This window comes from Caballeronia sp. AZ7_KS35 (assembly GCF_023631045.1).
In the GTDB taxonomy this organism is placed as follows: domain Bacteria; phylum Pseudomonadota; class Gammaproteobacteria; order Burkholderiales; family Burkholderiaceae; genus Caballeronia; species Caballeronia zhejiangensis.
Genome location: NZ_JALQDV010000010.1, coordinates 111,894 through 131,468, shown reverse-complemented (window position 1 = coordinate 131,468; position 19,575 = coordinate 111,894). Strand labels below are relative to the sequence as shown.

At 59.4% G+C, this 19,575-nt stretch carries 18 protein-coding genes and 2 pseudogenes; 10 read left to right on the top strand and 10 right to left on the bottom strand.

The window, feature by feature from the left end:
• The first annotated feature begins 56 nt into the window (after positions 1-56).
• Together NCT05_RS12625 and NCT05_RS12620 are read left to right on the top strand one after the other, a co-directional pair.
• Positions 57-1,532, top strand: a complete 1,476-nt coding sequence (locus NCT05_RS12625; RefSeq protein ID WP_250502369.1) for a glycosyltransferase — start codon at positions 57-59, stop codon at positions 1,530-1,532.
• Positions 1,519-2,241 (top strand): GNAT family N-acetyltransferase, encoded by a 723-nt coding sequence (locus NCT05_RS12620; RefSeq protein ID WP_250502368.1) that lies wholly within the window; start codon positions 1,519-1,521, stop codon positions 2,239-2,241. Before NCT05_RS12625 ends, NCT05_RS12620 begins: the two co-directional genes overlap by 14 nt.
• Before the next feature lie 42 nt (positions 2,242-2,283).
• Here the strand turns inward: NCT05_RS12620 and NCT05_RS12615 are convergent, their stop codons facing one another.
• Positions 2,284-4,302 carry a putative phage tail protein gene (locus tag NCT05_RS12615; protein ID WP_250502367.1) on the bottom strand — a complete coding sequence of 673 codons (2,019 nt, stop codon included), beginning with the start codon at positions 4,300-4,302 and terminating at the stop codon, positions 2,284-2,286.
• Here NCT05_RS12615 and NCT05_RS37200 point away from each other — a divergent pair.
• The 4 genes and pseudogenes from NCT05_RS37200 to NCT05_RS12595 all read left to right on the top strand — a co-directional run bounded on the left by NCT05_RS37200 (position 4,263) and on the right by NCT05_RS12595 (position 6,853).
• Positions 4,263-4,733: a hypothetical protein gene (locus NCT05_RS37200; RefSeq protein WP_502801786.1), complete on the top strand. Its 471-nt coding sequence runs from the start codon at positions 4,263-4,265 to the stop codon at positions 4,731-4,733. The two genes, NCT05_RS12615 and NCT05_RS37200, sit on opposite strands and share 40 nt — an antisense overlap.
• Positions 4,734-4,747: 14 nt before the next feature.
• A pseudogene (locus NCT05_RS36975) lies at positions 4,748-5,428 on the top strand (LysR substrate-binding domain-containing protein).
• A 607-nt stretch (positions 5,429-6,035) separates the two neighbouring features.
• The gene (locus NCT05_RS12600; RefSeq protein WP_250502366.1) at positions 6,036-6,254 is read left to right on the top strand and encodes a sulfite exporter TauE/SafE family protein; all 219 of its coding nucleotides are present in this window, start codon (positions 6,036-6,038) and stop codon (positions 6,252-6,254) included.
• On the top strand, positions 6,251-6,853 hold the full coding sequence (locus NCT05_RS12595; RefSeq protein ID WP_250502365.1) for a sulfite exporter TauE/SafE family protein: 603 nt from the start codon (positions 6,251-6,253) through the stop codon (positions 6,851-6,853). The genes NCT05_RS12600 and NCT05_RS12595 overlap by 4 nt, the downstream gene beginning before the upstream one ends.
• A 311-nt stretch (positions 6,854-7,164) precedes the next feature.
• Here the strand turns inward: NCT05_RS12595 and NCT05_RS12590 are convergent, their stop codons facing one another.
• Positions 7,165-7,431, bottom strand: coding sequence for a hypothetical protein (locus NCT05_RS12590; protein ID WP_250502364.1), 267 nt, complete (start codon positions 7,429-7,431; stop codon positions 7,165-7,167).
• A 333-nt stretch (positions 7,432-7,764) separates the two neighbouring features.
• On the opposite strand from NCT05_RS12590, the gene NCT05_RS12585 reads away from it, so the two are divergent.
• The 3 genes from NCT05_RS12585 (at position 7,765) to NCT05_RS12575 (ending at position 11,771) form a co-directional block, all read left to right on the top strand.
• Entirely contained in the window at positions 7,765-9,414 is a 1,650-nt protein-coding gene (locus NCT05_RS12585; protein WP_250502363.1) for an OmpA family protein, read from the top strand.
• A gap of 17 nt (positions 9,415-9,431) precedes the next feature.
• The gene (locus tag NCT05_RS12580; protein ID WP_250502362.1) at positions 9,432-10,913 is read left to right on the top strand and encodes a hypothetical protein; all 1,482 of its coding nucleotides are present in this window, start codon (positions 9,432-9,434) and stop codon (positions 10,911-10,913) included.
• Positions 10,914-11,072: 159 nt separating this feature from the next.
• Entirely contained in the window at positions 11,073-11,771 is a 699-nt protein-coding gene (locus NCT05_RS12575) for a hypothetical protein (protein WP_250502361.1), read from the top strand.
• A gap of 57 nt (positions 11,772-11,828) precedes the next feature.
• Here the strand turns inward: NCT05_RS12575 and NCT05_RS12570 are convergent, their stop codons facing one another.
• The 8 genes and pseudogenes from NCT05_RS12570 to NCT05_RS12535 all read right to left on the bottom strand — a co-directional run bounded on the left by NCT05_RS12570 (position 11,829) and on the right by NCT05_RS12535 (position 17,495).
• Positions 11,829-12,320 (bottom strand): RES family NAD+ phosphorylase, encoded by a 492-nt coding sequence (locus NCT05_RS12570; RefSeq protein WP_250502395.1) that lies wholly within the window; start codon positions 12,318-12,320, stop codon positions 11,829-11,831.
• Positions 12,321-12,325: 5 nt separating this feature from the next.
• Positions 12,326-12,844: an Xre family toxin-antitoxin system antitoxin gene (locus tag NCT05_RS12565; protein WP_250502360.1), complete on the bottom strand. Its 519-nt coding sequence runs from the start codon at positions 12,842-12,844 to the stop codon at positions 12,326-12,328.
• Positions 12,845-13,500: 656 nt separating this feature from the next.
• Complete coding sequence (gene arsN2 / locus NCT05_RS12560) at positions 13,501-14,259, bottom strand: arsenic resistance N-acetyltransferase ArsN2 (protein ID WP_250502359.1); 759 nt, start codon at positions 14,257-14,259, stop codon at positions 13,501-13,503.
• A gap of 61 nt (positions 14,260-14,320) precedes the next feature.
• Positions 14,321-15,043: an arsenical resistance protein ArsH gene (gene arsH / locus NCT05_RS12555; RefSeq protein ID WP_034474331.1), complete on the bottom strand. Its 723-nt coding sequence runs from the start codon at positions 15,041-15,043 to the stop codon at positions 14,321-14,323.
• Between the two features lie 30 nt (positions 15,044-15,073).
• Positions 15,074-16,144 carry an ACR3 family arsenite efflux transporter gene (gene arsB / locus NCT05_RS12550; RefSeq protein ID WP_250502358.1) on the bottom strand — a complete coding sequence of 357 codons (1,071 nt, stop codon included), beginning with the start codon at positions 16,142-16,144 and terminating at the stop codon, positions 15,074-15,076.
• Positions 16,145-16,166: 22 nt separating this feature from the next.
• Positions 16,167-16,659 (bottom strand): annotated as a pseudogene (locus NCT05_RS12545) (arsenate reductase ArsC).
• Positions 16,660-16,682: 23 nt separating this feature from the next.
• Complete coding sequence (locus tag NCT05_RS12540) at positions 16,683-17,159, bottom strand: ArsI/CadI family heavy metal resistance metalloenzyme (RefSeq protein ID WP_008342563.1); 477 nt, start codon at positions 17,157-17,159, stop codon at positions 16,683-16,685.
• Positions 17,160-17,171: 12 nt separating this feature from the next.
• A complete protein-coding gene (locus NCT05_RS12535; RefSeq protein WP_008342560.1) occupies positions 17,172-17,495 on the bottom strand; it encodes an ArsR/SmtB family transcription factor in 324 nt (107 codons plus the stop codon).
• Positions 17,496-18,332: 837 nt separating this feature from the next.
• Here NCT05_RS12535 and NCT05_RS12530 point away from each other — a divergent pair.
• Entirely contained in the window at positions 18,333-19,349 is a 1,017-nt protein-coding gene (locus NCT05_RS12530; protein WP_034474336.1) for an IS110 family RNA-guided transposase, read from the top strand.
• The last annotated feature ends 226 nt before the right edge of the window (positions 19,350-19,575 follow it).

The following is a 19,575-nucleotide window of genomic DNA, read 5'->3' as shown; positions in this document are numbered from 1 at the left end:
TGAGTGACATCATGCTGGCACTCTGCACCGTGATTAAGCCGTAGGACCCGATCGCGATGCTCGCATTGCTGTCCTGGCTTTTCCAGGCGATGTTCCTTGCAGTGGTTGTCTATTTTGCACTGTACGTTTTGCTCGAACTGCGGGTGTTTCTGATTTCCCGAAAAGTCGAGCAGCGCAGGCTGACCGAACTCGACCATATGCCTCACGAACCCGAACCGGATTTCCGGCCTCGGGTGAGTGTGCTGCTGCCGATCTGTAACGAATCGGGGGTCGTCGAGCGGTTAATCGATGCCGCTTGCCGGCTGGACTACCCGACCAATGCGTTCGAAATTCTGGTGCTCGACGATTCGTCGGACCGTACCACTGAACTTGCGCGCGCGAAAGTCGACGTCCACGCGGCACAAGGCATCGAGATTCGCCTCATCAAGCGATGCGATCGGAAGGGACACAAGGCGGGCAATCTGGTCAACGGAATCCAGCAGTCGCGTGGCGAGTTCTTCGCGATATTCGACGCGGATTTCGTCCCGCCCGTCGATTTTCTGTTGCGAACCATCCCGCGTTTCAAGGATCCCGAACTCGGATTTCTGCAAACCGGCATCGGCTATGAGAATCGCGATGTATCGTTTCTCACACGCTTCCAGGCAATGGAAATGGGCCATCAGCAATACGTGACGGTAGGCCTGAGCGAAGACGGCGATATGGCTTCGCTGAGCGGAAGCTCATGCGTATGGCGCAAAGCCTGCGTCGATGCGCTGGGCGGCTGGAATGACTCGACCGTCACGGAAGACGTGGACCTCGGCTATCGCGCGCAGTTCGGCGACTGGAAATATGCTTATCTTCGCGACGTGGTGTCGATGTCCGTGTTGCCCGAGACCATCAGCGCATTTCGGGTTCAGCGGGAGCGCTGGGGACGAGGGCTGATTCATAGCGCGTTCAAGCACGTGCGGAAAATGCTGTTGCAGCCGCTACCGCTGGTCAAGCGCCTGCATGCTATCTCGGTGATGTTTTCGTCCGTGCTGCTGGCAGCCATCCATGTGCTGGTCCTCCTGAGCCTTCCGCTCACCTATCTCGTTCATTTTGATGGAGCCGGCGTGCGTTGGGGGGCGCTGATGTTCTTCATCCTCGTCGCCGTATGGGGAGTCGGCAACGCATTGGGTGCGGGCAAAGGCGCCCGGTTCGAGGACCGGCCCAGCATATTGATGTGCGTCGCGCACACCTACCTGTACATCGCCATGTTTCTGCCAATGTCCTGGTACTACTTTGTGGGTGGTGTGCGGGCATTGTTTGGCGTCTATAACGATTTCAATCGCACGCCCAAAGGCAAGGACGAACTGCACTCGGCCATGCCTCGCATCAACACCATTCTGTGGCTCGGCGAGGTCGTGACTTTTCTCTATTCACTGTTCACGATCGGTGTAGCGTTCGAAAGAGGCAACATTGTGCTGGTGCCCCTCAATGTCACCGTCTGCGTCGGATTCGGCATGGTGTTGCGGTGGACCTGGATGGAACGATGTGCGCGTGTGCGCGGCTAGCTTCGCCTCATTTAACACAAAACCCGTCGAGATGGACAATCACCAGACGTTGACGTTCCGCCCGGCGCGTGCCAGCGATGCGGCCGTGTGTGCGCCGCTCGTCTTTGCATCAGGCGAGCACGAGTTCGAATATTTTCTCGGCGCGTCGCCAGAGCAATGCATCGCGTTTCTGAAAAGAGAGTTCGGCGGGTCGAGCGGACGCTTTTCATGGCGGCGCCACGAAGTGGCGGTGGATGCTCAGGGTAAGGTCGTGGCCGTGCTTGCGCTCCATGACGGTCGCCGTCTGCTTGCCGACCATCCCCGTATCGCCTGGGCGGTGCTACGTCACTTTGGTCCGATGCGCGCGGTGCCAATCCTGCTTCGTGGCCTGATTCTGGAAACCGAATTGCCCAAACCCAGGCGCACGCAAACGCTGCTCGCGCACTGCGCGACTGCGTCCGATGCGCGTGGCAAGGGCGCTTTTACCGCGCTATTCGACTATGCGTGCCGAGCAAGACTCGATTGCCTCGACGCGGAGAATCGCGAACTGGTGCTCGATGTACTCGTAAGCAATCCGCGAGCAATGGCGCTCTATCGAAGGCTAGGCTTCGTTCCGCTAGAGCGGCGGTGTGCGCGTTCGCGCTATCTTCCGGCAAGGCTCGAGTCGGTGCACATGCGGCTCGACAGGGCGAATCGACCAGCGAGCGACGGCGAAGCGAATCTCATCTAGCGTATGGCCGTGTTCGCGGGCGGTGTAGTCCGGCCCTGCGGGCTACAGGTTCATCAGGTTCTCGCAGAACATCTGAACTGCGCCGAGTTTGGCTGAATGGGAGTTTGTGACCGTAATGGCGAGGGTCGCCTCTGACATCGAAGCCGATACGGTGAAGTTGCTTGCATGGTTGCCTAGCATCTTGGTCAAAGGGGACACGTTACAAACGAACGTTCCGTTATCGTTGGAGACGAGAACGGAAAACGTCACATAGTCGTCGGCGAGCGGCACTGCAGCGCGGCAGAGACACCGGAATTCGAATACCGTAAGAGACACCCGGCGAACTGCTTCGTGCGTTTTGAACAGAAAGGCCGCTGTCCCGCCGGCAGGTATGCCGGATTGGGTGACGGGAGCGATCTTGATCACGCCCTGAGCGATATTCAGACCTTGCAGATTGGTTTCGGTCTGATCGCTCCAGATCGAGTCGTTATCCCGAGCGATGATGGTCCCGCCCGAGCCGCTCACAGCCGAAGGCGTGCCATTGCTATTGTTCCCGCGCACGAAAACGCGCAAAGCGGGCGTGCGCACGAGTTGTGCAAAGTTGCCGAGCGTGCCGGTCGCCTTGTTATGGTCGATCTCGCCGCCAACGTAATATCGGTCGGCGAGAATTGCGTGCGCGCCGGAACCGAAGATCATATTGTCTTTGACATCGGCGCTGACCGTGCCACTGACATACGTGCCGAACGAACCCAGTTGAATATGCGAGCAGATGTTGTTGCTTAAGTGGACCTGCGTCTGCGCGCATATTTCATCGGGATACAAGCCGCTGGAACTCTTGATGGAATTCCCGCAACTCGCCTTGAGCAGCCATTGCACGACGTTGCCATAGACGCGCACATGGGCGGAATCATCCACCCAGATCGCGGCATATTGCGACGTCACGGTTGAAGTGAAGGTGTTGCCGCTCACGACAGCATTCGCCTTTGGGCTGTTCTCGATTTCAACCGCGCCCCACGCGCTGTTCGCGTCGAAATTTCCGATAACCTTGATGTCGCGGCAGTCGCGAGTGAAGTTATACGACGCGCAGTTCTTTCCGTTATACGTTTCGCATCCCATCACCATGCAGCCAAACACCGACTGATGCTGGAAATGGCCGGCGTTTTGCCGCGCCGGTGCGGTCGACTTGCAGAAGAGGATCTGGGTGTTATAGATCGGATTCTTTGTATGCGTAGCCGTCGCAACGGGCAGCGAGTCCAGGCAGCCGAGAAAATCCACGGCATAAAAGAAACCGTTGAACGTGCATCGCTCGAATACGAAATCGCTGAGCTGGACATGCTTGTCGATGCTATAGACGCTGAAGCAGTTCGACGCCGTGCCGTTCAGTGGTCCCGCATGCTGGCAATCCAGATGGCGCGCCGAGAAACCCGACTGTCCGATATGGACCGATTGCCGGACGAGCAGACCGCCATTCGGCGTTCCCGTGCCGAGCCACGCGACATTGGCGACCTTGACCACGACGCCGCTTACGACGAAGCGCCCGCCTGTCGACGCCGTGCCCTGCGAGAAGTACAGCTGTCCTCCGCCTAGCAGGGCCAGGGCATCGTTCGCCCGTTGAATGGCGTCGGTATCGTCGGTTTCACCGTCGCCTCTTGCGCCAAACTGGCGAACGTCGAGCGTGCCGCCGAATGCCAGTTTCCATCGCCCTCCGTCCGCTGCGACGATAATCGTGCCGCCGTTTTCGGTGCTTGTCGTATCTTTGGGATCGTGTTCGTAGACGCCGCCGCCGCCGTCATGCGGTCCATAATAACCGGTGACAAACGCGCGGCTATAAGCGCTCTTTGAGGCTTGGCGCAGCGCCGAAATCGAATCTGCGACGAGTGCGTTCGGAGCGGCGAAATCCGTTGGGGGCGTTCCGTGAAAGATGTCGACCTGGCCGGCGGTATGAGATGCCTGCGCGCCCGCACGCGATGTCCCGGCTATTGCGGCGGCTCCGACGCCTGCTGCGAACAAAAACTTGCGACGATGAGCTAACGGAGAGTCTGATGCCCAATCGGAATGAGTCTCTTGCTTGCCTGGCTCCATTAATCCTGTTCCTTTTTTCTGCACATATTTCAAGCACCGGACTTGCAAGTATAAAGCGCGGCAAGGGCATTCCCGAAGGGGAAGAGGCGATGCAGTCCGATCGTTACATAACGGACGTCACGACGTTCAAGCACTTATGCTTGCCAGAAGACTTGCTTGACAGCCGCTCATTTCCGATCGCTCATGCTCCTTCAATGCCGAGACCGTCTTTTTCCACTCAGCTTCTCACGCTCTGGATTCCGATCGCCGTATTCTGCGGCCTGCTGAGTGTCGCGGTATGGCTGATGTTGTCGTCTGCACTTAGCGAGCGCGTTGTAGCCGCGAAGCAGCAGGTGGCCGCCGTGTGCATGGCGGTGACCTCGCGATCACCGGCGATGGTCCAATTCAAAATACTTAATGGCTTGACGGGATTCGAGCGCAAAGTTAGCTAGTCGGACCCGGGGGAATGTGGGCTGTGAGAGAGCGGTGTCCTGCACGAACTCCTTCGACGACTAGGTTGATTGATTCGAGGCGTTTCCCCCGGTACCGAGTGGAAACACGATGTACTCCCGAACGGAACGAAGCCACCGACGCAGGGCGTGCGTTCCAGGAAAGCTGCACGCGCATTCTGACGGTGCTCGCGGAGGCGGAAGCCGTTCTCGCCTCGCAATATCGCGAGCCGGTTGGTACCGTGCGCGTTGCGTTGCCGGCCTCGTTCGGCCGTCTGCGCGTCGTGCCGGTGCTGTCGCGCTTTTCAGCGCAATATCCGGACGTGCGGCCGCATCTTGTTCGCAGACCGCTTCGTCGATTTGGCTGAAGAAGGCATCGATCTCGCCGTGGCATCGGCGGGCCGCCGGATCTGCCATGGTCGCTCGGCCGGCGCTTTCTAGGCCGTGTACGACTGATCTTCTGCGCGGCGCCGGCCTATCTTGAGAAAAACGGCATGCCGCAGAGGATCGACGACTTGCAGGAACGTGCCTGCGTCGTATACGGACGGTCCGATGGCACGCAGCCGCCGTGGTCGTATGCTGCGGCGGATGGGCAAGTCGTGCAATGCGTCGTGCGTCCACGCAGCGTGGCAGGCGACGCCGAAACACAACTTGCATTCGTACGGGCGGGACTTGGTATCGCGCAACTCGCGACCTGACTGGTGCGGGATGATCGGAAGGCCGGCCACCTCGTCACGATCCTTGGTGAGGCCGCAACTGATGGCTTGCCGCTTAGCTTGTTGTGGCCGGTCGCGCGGCAACTGACGCCGAAGGTCCATGTGCTGGCACAGATGCTCGAAGGGCATTTACGTGTCCGATAAACAATATCGTCCGACCTCTCAGTCGGACTCATGCTCAAATGATTTCGATCGCAAACGCAGCTCCCTTGATCCTCGGTGTATCTTCCCTATGTTCGCGGGGCGGAGTCTGGAGCCAGTCGCTTGCGAAGGGGCTGCTCAGTAGACCACGCTTCTGGTTCGACCGTCACAAGTACCAGCGTCGCCTCGGATATCGGGATTCGGCGAGAACTGCAATGAAATGCGTGGGTCGTTGAAGAACGCAGCAAAAACCAGCTAAAAAAGAAGCGAACGTCCACGTAGCCTTGTCTTTTTTTGGCTTGTTCGTGTCGTACGGTCGAAAATCGCTCGCGGCGCGCCTTTTCGACAGAGCGGCGAGATCGCCTAGTGGCTTTCCATGATCCGCGCATCGTAATTTTCAGCTCACTCGCTACGGTCATGCTCGCGGTTCCTCAATGAAGGAGCCGTCATGAGCTTCACGCCCGAAATCATCGTCGTCGTCGTCGTTGCCGGACTGCTGTGCGGCTTTCTGAATACCGTTGCGTCGTCGGGATCGGCCGTGTCCCTGCCTATCCTCATGTCGGTCGGACTTCACGCGGCCGCCGCGAATGCGACCAATCGTATTCCTGTGCTGGTCGGCGCCATCGCCGCGACTGTAGGACTCGCGCGAAACGGAGCGATTCCGTGAGCGGCGCATTGATCGCAGCGGCGCCGCTCACGGCGGGTGCGGCGCTGGGTGCTGTGGCGAGCGAACATCTTCCGGGCCATGACTTGCGCAAATTCATCGTAGCCGCCGTGGTGCTGGCGCTGATCCTGATCCTCACGAAGCTGAAGAACCTGCTGAGCGCAGTCGGCGATAGCAACGTCGAACTCGGCGTCAAGACGATGTTGCTGCTCTTTCTCGTAGGCATATGGACGGGCTTCATCGTGCTCGACTCGGGCACGTATATGCTGCTCGTTCTCGTGCTCGCAGCAGGGCTGACGCTCGTCGAAGCCAATGCCATCAAGAATTTCCCGACGTTGCTGACGACCGCCGCGGCGATGGCGGTCTTCGTCCAGCATCAAAGCATCGATTGGTCGATTAACGGAATCATGGCGACGGGCAGTCTGATCGGAGGACTGTTGGGCGCGCGCCTCGCAATCTCCGACAAGTCGCGGCGCTGGATCGTCGCGTTATTGGTGATCGTCATCGTCGCCGAGCTGATTCATCTCGCTGTGCCGTTTCACTGGCTCGATGCACGAGTCGTATCGGCGATAAATGCTTACAGCGACAACGCGTTAAATTGAAGTTGAGCCGCTCTCCTTGCTTCGAAATCCCTTTTGTTTTGCTGGCAAATGACCGCATGTCATGCGGAAGCGGACCAAGACGGTCGCAGGTTGGAGGGAGGCGCTTTGGGTCGCGAGTGTGAGTTCGCTGACGCGTACAGTCGTAGTCCCGCCGCCCGACGCCGCCAAGGTGAGCAGTCCGCCGGGGTGCAGACGTTAAACGCGACCGGGCCCAACGTCGGCAATGGCCGAGCCGCGTTCTTTCGTCGTGAGGAAAGGTTTCGTTCAGCCATTGCACCTGTCGTTTTGAGCAAGTTCAACAGGCGGAAGTATTAGTCGATGACCGCGAGAAGCTTCTCTTCCTTTCGCTTGTCTCTCTCAAAAAAACAGGCGGACGAGAATCGCTTCTTCACTTCCTCCAACGCGGCGAGCACGCCTGTGATTTGCTTCGGCCCAATGCCAGTTGCCACGTGCCTGGTGCGCGATGACTCAGCAAACTGATCCTTCATAGGCTTGATTGTGCCGGCAATAGCTGCAGCCTTCGTCGGCGGAGCTGCTCTCGGGAAGGCGGCCTGGTTGGGTGCAGCGATCACGTTCAAGACTGAGGTTGCGGATCCGGGTAAGCAAGGTCATGCACATGGGCGCGGCGTGAGACACCGGCACTATGTTAAATGGCGCGCCGCTCTGCAGACGATGGAGCTTGGTCCTGCGACCTTGTCGGTTCGAAGAGGTCGACGCGCTCAGGCTCGTGACGCAATCCATCATTGGCGCTTCCAAATCCCCGATGGATTCGCCGCATAGCAACAAAAGAGCACTAAAGTTAATTAAGAGCTTGCCGTAAACCACTCTAGGTGCGCCTGTCATGCCGCATCGACGGGGAACGAAAAGCAGCGGCCGAACGGACGCGATAAAAACCAAGAACTGAGGGGCGAATGTCAATTGCATTCGGAAGGGCAAGGCCGTTATGGCTTGCCACGATCACTATTTTTGCCGCTACGGGGTGCGCCAACACTGGCGGCCTTCAAAGCAACAACAGAGAGGGCGCTTCTGGACAAAGCGACCTCAATATCTTCGAAAGCACATTTGCCAATCCCGATCCCTGTGCGAACAGCAGCCGGAACACCGGTATTGCAGTGGGCGTTGGCCTTGGCGCGATTCTCGGCGCAGTCATTGCGCCCAAGAACAAAGTGGCGGCAGCGGCCATCGCGGCGACGGCGGGCGGTATCGCCGGCGGACTGGTCGGCCATGCTGTCGACAGCCGGCGCTGTGCCCTTTCTAAGATTGCAGCTAAGCACGATCTCATCTATACGGCTGCTCCGCTCGAAGTCCGGGCGGCAGACACGGGAAAGACTGAACAGATCGGAAGCTCGTTCACGATCGTTGATACGATGCGCCACACGCAGTTCGAGACTGGTTCCGCGGAGCTGACACCCGACGCGAAAGTCTACTTCGCCGAAATCGCAGAGCAATACCGGACATCGACCCGCTTAGCAGAAGCCTCGGGCGATGGCGACAAGGCTGCCGCAGCCAATGCGAAGATTCTGTTGATCGGCCACACGGACGACATGGGCAACTCGGAATTGAACGCCGATCTATCGGAGCGCCGCGCGCGCACGGTGGCCAAATTGTTCGCGGAACACGGCGTGGCAGCGGGGAACGTTTTTTATCAAGGCGCGGGCGAGACCTTGCCGATCGCGGATAACCGGACCGAGGAAGGACGCGCGCAGAATCGTCGCGTCGAGATCGTGGATCTGGCTGGCGCGAGAACCGACATCCTGCAAAGCTACGCGAGCAGCCGCGTTCCGAAGTATCAGTATTATCGGCCGTTGTCGTCGCAACAAGACGATGCCCGCGTGCAAGCGGCGAGCGTGAAGCCCGGCCAGACGCAGACGGCGGTCGCACAGAGGCCCGCACGTCCGAAGATGGCGCAGACGAGCACGACCCGGATTGCCGCAGCGCCGTCGGGTTCGACTTCGAAGCCCATCGAAGCTGTCTCGACGGCGACACCTGATAGCATCGACTTCGGCTGGCGCGAAACGATGCCCGCAGCAATCGGCCTTCGTTTCGCCGCCACGCCCGTCTCGCCGTCTTTCTCCTTGATGTCCAAGGCAGTCGCCGACGAAGCGCCGGTCACGAAGAGTTGCATGAACGATCGCCCGCGCGTTTCGCACGCGATGAAGTCAGTTGCGGACGATCAGGCCGTGCCTGTGAGGGACCACGTGCAGAACTTGTACGGCAGCAGCTGGGGCGCAACGCTGAACGGACAGTATCTCGCGCTGAAGGACGTGTCCGTCCTCCGCAACGGCTCGACGGCTGGCACGAAGCCGACGTTGCTGGTCTGGAAGGACTATCAGCAGAGCGGCGGTTTGGCAGGCCCCGCACAGGTGCGCCTGTCTCCAGAAGTCAATGCCTATGCTGTGGATGGCGGCGTACTGTATCGAGTGTTCGTCAATAACGCGGCCGTATTCGACTGCGCCGACATCATCTTCGCGAACGGCAAGGCGACTGCAGGCGAACTCGTGCGCCATAAGAGCAGCCAGTATTTCACTGTCGAATACGTGCCAGTCATCGCACGCACATAAGAATAGGAAAAACGATCATGATGGACCTCATACAGGCCAATCTCAGCACCGTTACTTGGTGCGTCGTGGCCGCCGTCGCTGCGCTCGGCGCGTTCGCATACCGTTCGACGCTTGAGTTCTGGCTGAACCACTGGAAATACACGTTTCCCGTGCTAGGCAAGACTGCACGCCTCGCGCGCCACGGGATTCACGCACAGGGCGGGTGGACCGACTCGGAACGCACGCTCTGTGGCGACTACAACAAGTTCATCTCGTATCTGTCAAAGGAAGAGTTCAACAAGCGCAACGCGTATCTCGCCAAGGCCGATGACAGTGGTCGCTCCCCGACGCCCGTGTGGCTTCTCGCGCTCCTGACCGTGCTGGTCATCGCCGAAGGCCTTGGGTTTTCATATCTGCTTGGAAGCTGGATGGCTCGCGACGGCAGTGCAAATACGCACACGCTGCTGATGGTGGCGATCGTACTCGTGCTCTGCGTGATCATGGTGTTCCTGACGCACGTGGCCGGGCATCAGTTATACCGCTCGAATCTTGTCGTCCGTAGCCGCAAGCAGTGGAAGCAAGACAAGACCCAGGAGCGCTTCTCAAGCCGCAAGGTCAAGCTCGACGATGATCAGTCGCTCGACGACGGCGAACCGGACTATACACAGGTCGTGAATCGCATCGGCACCAACCACAGCTACTTCATGGTGGGCGTGACGATTGCGGTGATTGTGATCATCGCTGTGACGTCGACTTGGATGCGCTGGAGCAATCTCAACGCCGAGCAGACGCGTGAAGCAATGGGCATGAGCCAAAGCGTCGATGCCGGCAATCCGTTCGCCACGGCCAATGCAGTCCCTGCGGAACTCATGTCTAGCCAGAAGGCTGCCGATGACCGGGCGCGCGCGGAAGAGTCGTCGTCGACGCGCAGCGAAGGCGCCGCCGCGTTCATCACACTCGCAGTGATTTTTGTGGTGACGCAGATCGTCGGAATCTTCGGCGGCTTCGCTTGGGGATTCGGCGGTCGCGAGAGCCGCGCCGCGTGGAAGACGACGAAGGGCTTCACCACGTTCGAGGACTACAACAACTACTTCGCGCCGCTGCGCGCGATTACGCAGTCGCAATTGGAGAATCTTCAAAAGCGGATGGCCGAGAACGCCGACATTTCGGGCAAGACGTTCACGAAGACATTCCGCGACTACGCGATGGAGTTGCGCGCACAGTCCGATCTCGATGCTGCTCCGGTTCGCGCGCCTGCCGACACGCGGACCGATGAACGAGCAGCCGCTCAGGCCGTGACACAGCCGCCCGTCGCCGATGTCGCTGCGAGCGTCACGATCGACGAACTCGTGTCGGAAATCGAGGGAACAGCAGATCTCGCGCGCAAGAAGGAGCTGATCTATCGTCTCAACGAACCGGTGCGGACAGCAGTCATCGCCGAGATCAAGTTGCGAAAGGAGCGCGCGGAGCAGGCCAAAACTGCGCTTGAATCGCAACTCGACGATCTCTTCAAGGTTTGACTGTCGACCATGAAACGAATTGTCAAAATCGCATTTGCCGCGGTCGCAATGACCCTGTGCGCAAGTACCGCGATGGCGGGCATTAGTAACGACATTCCAAGCTGTTACGCGGCCAATCACATTAATCCGCCTGCGAGTGGAATCGACCGTGAACTGTTCATGGCGATCGATCAGACCACCGTCTTCGATGAGAAGCTGCAAGCGCAGATCGCCGCGACCGCGGCTACCGCCGTCAAGCCGGGGAGCGCCTACACGCTGATCGACTTTTCGGCCTTCTCGCAAGGTCACTATACGGAAGTGGTGACACGCGGCATCATCGAAGCGCCAATATCGGCGAAGCTGCGCGACGACGTGAGCGAACGCGCGCTACGCACGTTCGACGCGTGCATGACAGGCCAGTCCGCGTTCGCCAGGAAGTCATTGCTGGCGGCGGTCGTGCAGGTCCAGTCGACGGCGACCAATGATCTTGCGAAGTCGGACATCCTCGCCGCGCTAAAGGACATCGGCGACAAAGTGCGCGCCTCTCCGGCCGCCGACCGTGTGCTTTTCCTAGCGTCGGACATGCTCGAAAACAGCTCGGTCGCGAGCTTCTACGCCCACAACACCGTCCGGCGCGTCGATCCTGCGGTGGAGCTGAGGAAGGCGAACGCGGCGGGTCTGATCGCCGATTTCGGCGGTGCGCGTGTCTATGTGATCGGCGCCGGGCTGCTTTCCGGCGATGCGAAAGCGCGCAATGCATACCGCGATCCGCAGGCGATGACAGCGCTCAGGCAGTTCTGGACACTGTATTTTCAGCAATCCAATGCGAAAGTGCAGGAGTTCGGCGCTCCTGCTCTTCTCAGCCCGATTTCGTACTGAACGGGCAACAGGACGCTTACCTGGGCGATTGCGCAACACCGAAACTCAATCCCCGGGCTAGCGGATCATCGTTAGCCGAGGATCGAGCGCAAAGCGTTCGTGGTTCTTCAAGGCGAGTTGGTCTGATGCTGAAGCAACGTTGATCAGCAAGTTCCAAGAATGTTTGCTGACGGTACTCGGGACTAAGGCGAGCGGGCTTGCAGCCAACAGCGCGTCGCCGAATTTCTGTTGATTTGGACTGACGGCACCCGGGCTCAACCAGTGCGGATTTGGAACCTCGGAAGGAAGGAGGACTTTGATCGGCGTGGTTCCGAGTTCAATCTCTAGTAGTCGATGGGGCACGCTATCCAACACGTCGAAGCACTTGTGCACAGCAACTTCCAATATCGTAGTAGCAGGGTCCAGTGAGGCATAGATCACTCGTTGTCCGGGCGACGACCACCGTCCTCCAACGAGAAAAGCGCCTTCGGCCGTGTTCCAGGTAGGGAAGTGCTTCTCTCGTTCGAGGCGCCAAACGGTTAGTGCGCTCGTCCCAAGCCCCGCCGGCAAAGGCGTCAAGAGTACACCCCGTAGTCCATACGGGCGAGCAGTGTCTTGACCAATTCCGCACCCTCGGAGCTTTGCAGCAGTTCGACCGGCCGACGCTGATCGAGCCCGATCGCGGGCTGCGATAGCCATCGCTCTGCGGCTTCTTTCGATCCGAGGACATCAATCGCCTGTTCGGTAATGCAAGCAAGCCTGAGTAGCCGATCCGTGGCATTGCTGTCGAGCAGGCGGCTTTCGTCTTTGCCGCGCTGCAGGGTTCGCTCACTCACGCCGATTGCGAGCAGTAACGCTTCACGCGAGACGACACCATACTCATCGATCATTTCGCGCGCGAGGGCCACTGGTAGACCCCTTGTTACGACGTCGTGAGCCTGTAACGAGGTCATATCAGCAACTCTTGCCATGTCCCCGAACTGTGACGTCCCGTTGCTTACATATGGTCCGAACGAAGAAATGCGGGTTTGGATCGCAAGGACGAGGCTCCGAAACGGCTTTCCCGTTTCGCTGTCGCGGACTGTCCGCTTCATCTCGATCTCCATGCTGCAACGTGTCTCTACATTTTGCGCCACGTGGCGGAATTTCACATTTCTCTATCGCCGCTATTAGGGGTGGGCGCTTCCGTAGAAAATTGCCATAGTCTGGGTAGGGGTCGACGATGCTCCGAGTGACCGTCAGGTGCAGATTACGTTTCTGCGGGAATCCAATGACAAAGGTCTCACGGCGACGTCGTCGCGGCGCTTGCGGAGCGCTTCATCGGCTTGCGCGTGCTGACCGTAGGATGCTGTGGCCATGCGACCGGAGCCCCGCGATTGGGTCCGATTGTGTGCGAATGTGTGCGAATGTGTGCGAATGTGTGCGATTGCGTGCTGACGGCCGGCGACTGAGCGTGACGACGTGACAGATATCTAAATATAACTATCCCGTTGTAGTCAGACGCAACCATCGGCCTGCCGATGTCGGAGGGGTCAGCTCTGCGCGCTGACGAACGTCGATATTAAGCTATCCTACGAAAAGTTGATAGAAACAGCTATGTCATTGTTCGGCGGAGGTAAGGTAGGGTTACAAAGCCCCGTCCGCTAGATCGGCGCGCTTTTACTTGCTCCGCCCAGTTGACTAACTGGCGGCGGAAGATCCCGCCAGGTTCGAATCCGTCGGCTCGTTCGGCAAAGACCGTCTAACCGATTCACCCAAGAACGGCGGGCTGGCCCCCGATACAGCGTGACCGGTTCGTCGCGTGGTAGATCAGGCATGACGTGTTCGTCGATGAGCGCCAGTTTATCGCAGGAACGCGGATATTTATTGATGTGGACTTTCGGTAGATATGCAGCCGGACGCAATTCCGACACGACTCTGACGAGTTCTTCATTGGGGCGCTGCGTCCGCGAACGCAATGAAAGTTGCCCGTTGTAATCTTTCCTCCTCGGTGGTACTGCTTTATTTCCTCGTCGACCTTCAACACCTTCAACATCGTGGTAGCAGACGCCGGACACACGCCTCGGAACTGGCTGGATGCCAGCAGAGGCGGAGGCACTTCGGTGCGCGCAACGGGTGCAAAGCCTTGACCAGCAAAATAGTGCTCAGCCGTTGTCGTTAGCAACACTACCGATCGAACCGCCCGCGTCCGGCACGCTGCCAACAAATGGGCGATGATGGTTTCGCCGAGACCGAAACCACGGGCGTCCCGTGCAACAACGATCGAGCGCATGAGAGCGAACTCGCCGTGATATTCGACGCAGCCACACGCGATGGTCGCAGATGGATCCACTCCTACGAGGAAATTGGTCAGGTGCTCCGCAACGCCGACCGTAGGCAATTCGTTGGCTTCGAGCAATGCCTCTATCGCGGCGAGGTCGGTTGCAACTGCTATCGAAGATGCATGATGCAGGTCCTGTGTGCCAGTGAGTCTCAACAGCCGGAAGAATTTCACAGAGACGCGGAGCATTCGACAGCATGCGAATGGGCGGCGCGACGCTGAACGCGAGTGGCGACTGGAACCGCTCGCATCAGATACCCGATTGATTCACGCGCTTCATCAGTTCCTCAGCGCTCTCCTTGCGTTCGCTGTACCGGTCTACGAGGTATGGACCGATGTCGCGCGTCAGCAGCGTGAATTTGACCAGTTCCTCCATCACGTCAACGACGCGATCGAAATACGCTGAAGGTTTCATGCGGCCGGCTTCGTCGAACTCCATGAACGCCTTGGCCACCGACGACTGGTTGGGGATGGTCAGCATGCGCATCCACCGTCCGAGCACACGCATCTGGTTGACGGCGTTGAACGACTGAGAGCCGCCGCTGACCTGCATCACGGCGAGCGTCTTGCCCTGGGTGGGCCGCACCGCCCCGACCGAAAGCGGAATCCAGTCGATCTGCGCCTTCATGATGCCAGTCATCGCGCCGTGCCGCTCCGGCGAGCACCAGACCATGCCTTCCGACCACAGCACCAGCTCGCGCAGCTCGGCCACCTTGGGATGGTTGTCCGGCGCGTCGTCCGGCAGCGGCAGGCCGCTCGGATTGAATGTGCGTACTTCGGCACCCATCGCCGTGAGCAGGCGTGCGGCTTCTTCACTCAGCAGGCGGCTGAAGGAGCGCTCGCGCAGCGAACCATAGAGCAGCAGGATGCGCGGCTGATGGGGCGACGCCTTCGCAGCCTGCAGTCGATTGATATCGGGCACGCGAAACAGCGCGGGGTTCACCTGTGGGAGATCAGTAGCGAGATCGGACACGTTTGCCCTCTGTGATCGTTTCGTTATTCGTCAGGCGCACTCGTACCAGTCCTTTGAGCGGTTCACAATGCGCACCACGAGCAGCATGACGGGTACTTCGATCAGCACGCCCACGACGGTCGCGAGCGTAGCCCCTGAATTGAAGCCGAACAGACCGATTGCCGTGGCGACGGCCAGTTCGAAGAAGTTCGACGCGCCAATCAGCGCCGACGGACAGGCAATGTTGTGCTTTTCGCCGACCGCGCGATTGAGCCCATATGCAAGGGCCGAGTTGAAGAACACCTGGATCAGGATCGGCACAGCGAGCAGCACGATGACGAGCGGCTGCTTCAGGATGGCTTCGCCCTGGAACCCGAAGAGCAGCACCAGCGTCGCCAGTAATGCTGTGATGGACCACGGGCCGATCTTTGCCAACGCGGCATCGAACGCGGCCTGCGCCCTAACGAGGAGCACCTTGCGCAGGATCTGCGCGAGGACGACCGGAATCACGATGTAGAGCACGACGCACGTGAGCAGCGTCGCCCACGGCACCGTGATCGCGGAAATGCCGAGCAGCAGGCCGACGAGCGGCGCAAAGGCGACCACCATGATGCTGTCGTTCAGCGCGACCTGTGAGAGCGTGAACAGCGGATCGCCGCCGGTCAGCCGGCTCCAGACAAAGACCATCGCCGTGCAGGGCGCGGCGGCAAGCAGGATCAGGCCCGCGACGTAACTGTCGAGTTGCTCTGCAGGCAGCATCGGCGCGAACAGGTGCTTGATGAAGAGCCACGCGAGCAGCGTCATCGAGAACGGTTTGACCAGCCAGTTCACGACGAGCGTGACGCCGATGCCCTTAACGTGCTGGCGCACCTCGTGCAGCGAGCCGAAGTCGACCTTGACGAGCATCGGGATGATCATCACCCAGATCAGCAGGCCGACCGGCAGATTGACGTGCGCATATTCCATCCGGCCGATTGCCTCGAAAACACCAGGCAGGACCTGCCCAAGCAGAATGCCCGCGACGATGCACAGCGCGACCCAGACGGTCAGGTATCGCTCGAAGAAGCTGATGGCCGGTCTCGCGGGCGGCTTCCCCGAAGCGGCAACATTGGGGGTGTTCATGGGGTGACTCGATGGAAAGGGTTCAGCTCGGAAGGATGTCGTTCAGCGTCTGCGGCAGTTGGGCGTTATCCAGCCGCTCCAGAGCGAGCGCGAGCAGTTGCAGCGTGCGGTAGCCGATCGCTTCGCGCCTGAGTTCGAACGCCTGCCGCTTGCCTTCATCGCCGCCCGGCGCGTTCGCCGGATCGGCGTAGCCCCAGTGAACCTTGACCGGGCTGCCCGGCCAGAACGGACACGGTTCGGCCGCAGCGCTGTCGCAGATCGTGATGACGATGCGCATCTGCGGCGCGCCGTCCTGCACGAATTCATCCCAGCTTTTGCTGCGATAGCCTTGCATGTCGATACCTGCGGTCGTCAGCGCTTCGAGCGCGAACGGATTGATGCGGCCGCTCGGGGCGCTGCCCGCGCTGTACGCGCGGACGTCCTTGCCGAGCTTCTTCCCAATGGTTCAGCATGCCTTCGGATAGCACGCTGCGCGCAGAATTGTGGGTGCAGAGAATCAATACGTTCGTGGTCATGGGGCTATCAGCGGACAGCGTAGTCAGCAACAGGCCGAGCCGGCAGGCTTCACAGCAATGCGAATTGGTTTGCCGCTCGGAGCCCGGCAGGACGTTGCCCCTGACGACGCCGAAGTCTTCCGGCTCTCGCCATATACGGGCGCGCCGTCCAGCGTATGGAAGTGTTCCCAGGCAATACCCTGCGGATCGAGAACCCAGTGCTTGTCGCTGCGCGCATAACAGCAGGTGGTTTCGCCCTGATCGAGCAGGGCCAGGTCCGCGGCCTCGGCCCTCTTCGCGAGTTCGGCAAGCTCGGCGGCGGCGTCCACCTGGAAGCCGAGGTGATCCACGCCGACTTTCGTGCCTCGCGTCGAGATCGCAAAGTTCACGCGGGGATCGTCCAGCATCCATTTCGCGTAGTCGGCCTCGACGCGCGCCGGTTCGGCGGCGAGCAGTTTCGAATAGAACGCGACACTGGCTGCGATGTCGTCAACGTGGACGTGGATGTGAAACCGCTTCATGGTGGTTCTCCATCACAATTTGCATGAGGCCGCGCCAGGTCCAAGGCAAGGCTGCCCTTGACAGCAGTTTTCGGTCAGAAAGCCAAGCACCGCGCTCATCTGATCATAGACGGCCCGATAGATCAGGCTGCGCCCGTCGCGCTCCTGCGTGACGAGGCCAGCGTGCATCAGTTCCTTCAGGTGAAAGGAGAGCGTCGCGTTTGGAACGTCGAGCTGGTCCGCCATGGCGCCCGGCGTCAAGCCGGTTGGACCCGCGACGACCAGCATTCGGAACACACGCAGGCGTAGTTCGTGGGCAAGCGCTGCAAGGGCGCGAATAACGTCTTTATCTTCCATATTTCCAATATATTCGAAATATTGCAAGGAAGCAAGTCGCTTCGGCAGTTCACCGGGGCAATGACGACTATCGTTTTGCGAGCGGGTCTGGCCGGTACAGTGGGTCGACGGGCAGTTCAGGATCGCCTCCGCCCGAAACGCGAGCGCCGGCAGTAGCTGACTCCGTATGCAAATCGCATCTGACACTCATCGGCCACGAGCTGACGTTCGCAACTATTGCCACGGCATTCAGATGGCCCGATCTGCCCGCAATTAGACGCCCGATGGGCACAACTCTGTTGCTCCGTCTCCTACTGAATCGCGAGGTGAGCCAATTTATGGCGCCTTAGCGCTGCTCGCACGTACTCGCGGCGGACCCTTCACAACGGCCGCAGCATCGGTCAACATAAGAGGAACGGGCTATGGCTAACGTCCAAACGCTGGACGAAAGTAGTGGCCGGTGGGCCAATTGTCGGATCGCTCGTATGAATCTGAGTGGCGCTTTGATAGGACCGGCCAAGGAGCTATGGAAGACCATGTTGGCAACGCGTGCGTTTTTTTTAGACGGAACCGGCAAGTTGGGAGAAAACGTCGCATGAATCGCAGGCTGGCCTAATTCGCAATGAAGGCCATGACATGATGGCGTCGCGTGCACGTGACTCGCACGACGCGCCCACACGGCTGACGTCATGAAACTAGTCAGCGGATTTCATCGGGGGCCGCAGCGTCTAAGGCTGCAACAAGCCCGGATATAGTGGAATGGCCTCGTCCCACCTTCGATGCGTGAATGCAAATGATCGCCATCAGAGGGTATGGCAGTATGAGCACTCCCTGATCCACGTATGAGCGGAGGCCGTCATGAGCGTCTCGTTGCTGAGCATCGATCTGGCAAAAAGCATCTTCCAGCTGTACGGCGTCGACGAGCGAGGCCACCCGGTGTTGAGTCGGCGAGTCAGCCGCAGCAAGCTCCTCGAAGTAGTCGTTGCTCTACCCTGTTGCCGGATCGTGATGGAAGCTTGTGGTGGGGCGCACTACTGGGCTCGCCGCTTCTCGGCAATGGGGCATCACGTGCAGATCATCGCTCCGCGATTCGTCAAGCCGTTCGTAAAATCCCAGAAGAATGACCGCAACGATGCGGAGGCAATCGTCGAAGCTGCGTCCCGCCCGACCATGCGCTACGTCGCAGTCAACAGCGTTGAGCAGCAAGATATCCAGTCCATGCATCGCGTCCGCAGTCTGTTGATGCGAGACCGCATCGCACAGATCAATCAGATTCGAGGCCTGCTGGCTGAATACGGGGTGGTCATTGCCCAAACACCTCTAAAAATAAGGACGCAACTCCCCGCGATTATCGACGACGAATGCAACGAGCTGACAGGGTTGACTCGGTCAATGATGAGAGATATGTACGAGAGACTCGTCCTGCTGGATAAGCAGATCGCCCGGTACGATGAGTTGATTCATCACGTGCACAGGGCATCGCCTGCAAGCCAGCGCCTGGAAAAGATTCGTGGGGTCGGGCCGATGATTGCAACCGCCGTCATCGCCGCTGCGGGAAGCGCCTCCGAGTTCTCAAATGGTCGGCAGTTCGCGGCCTGGCTGGGTTTGACGCCACGCCAGCACTCCTCAGGCGGCAAGGATCGTCTGTTCGGTATCACCAAGCGCGGGAACGGCTACCTGCGAGTGCTGCTGGTACACGGTGCGAGATCCGTGGTACAGCAGGCGATAAAGCATACGGATACGCTGTCTCGATGGATACTTGAGGTGCAGGCGAGACGGGGAACGAACATCGCGGTCGTAGCGCTTGCCAACAAGATTGCCAGGACGATCTGGGTATTGCTCGCACGCGGTGTGGAGTACGTATCGCCGGTATGAGCGGAGCGTCGGTCGGATAGTAGCAGTGATTTACCCTCTTCACTGGTTGCACAAGTAATCTGATTCAATGGCTAACAGGTCGGACCGTCGGTGACAAAACCTGCGCAGTCTTAGGGCTCTCGAAGCCGTGGATATAAGTAGGAGTCGCCGGGCGAAATCCATTGGGGCCGGGCACACGCGTGCCACAGAAAGGCCGAATGTATATATGCAATCCAGCACCTGCTCG

Coding starts and splice junctions, on each gene's coding strand:
- NCT05_RS37200 (WP_502801786.1), top strand. CDS start 4,263: ATGCCCAATCGGAATGAGTCTCTTGCTTGCCTGGCTCCATTAATCCTG.
- NCT05_RS12625 (WP_250502369.1), top strand. CDS start 57: ATGCTCGCATTGCTGTCCTGGCTTTTCCAGGCGATGTTCCTTGCAGTG.
- NCT05_RS12530 (WP_034474336.1), top strand. CDS start 18,333: ATGAGCGTCTCGTTGCTGAGCATCGATCTGGCAAAAAGCATCTTCCAG.
- NCT05_RS12580 (WP_250502362.1), top strand. CDS start 9,432: ATGATGGACCTCATACAGGCCAATCTCAGCACCGTTACTTGGTGCGTC.
- NCT05_RS12600 (WP_250502366.1), top strand. CDS start 6,036: ATGAGCTTCACGCCCGAAATCATCGTCGTCGTCGTCGTTGCCGGACTG.
- arsN2 (WP_250502359.1), bottom strand. CDS start 14,259: ATGCTCCGCGTCTCTGTGAAATTCTTCCGGCTGTTGAGACTCACTGGC.
- NCT05_RS12565 (WP_250502360.1), bottom strand. CDS start 12,844: ATGAAGCGGACAGTCCGCGACAGCGAAACGGGAAAGCCGTTTCGGAGC.
- arsB (WP_250502358.1), bottom strand. CDS start 16,144: ATGAACACCCCCAATGTTGCCGCTTCGGGGAAGCCGCCCGCGAGACCG.
- NCT05_RS12585 (WP_250502363.1), top strand. CDS start 7,765: ATGTCAATTGCATTCGGAAGGGCAAGGCCGTTATGGCTTGCCACGATC.
- NCT05_RS12615 (WP_250502367.1), bottom strand. CDS start 4,302: ATGGAGCCAGGCAAGCAAGAGACTCATTCCGATTGGGCATCAGACTCT.
- NCT05_RS12535 (WP_008342560.1), bottom strand. CDS start 17,495: ATGGAAGATAAAGACGTTATTCGCGCCCTTGCAGCGCTTGCCCACGAA.
- NCT05_RS12575 (WP_250502361.1), top strand. CDS start 11,073: ATGGCGATCGATCAGACCACCGTCTTCGATGAGAAGCTGCAAGCGCAG.
- NCT05_RS12540 (WP_008342563.1), bottom strand. CDS start 17,159: ATGAAGCGGTTTCACATCCACGTCCACGTTGACGACATCGCAGCCAGT.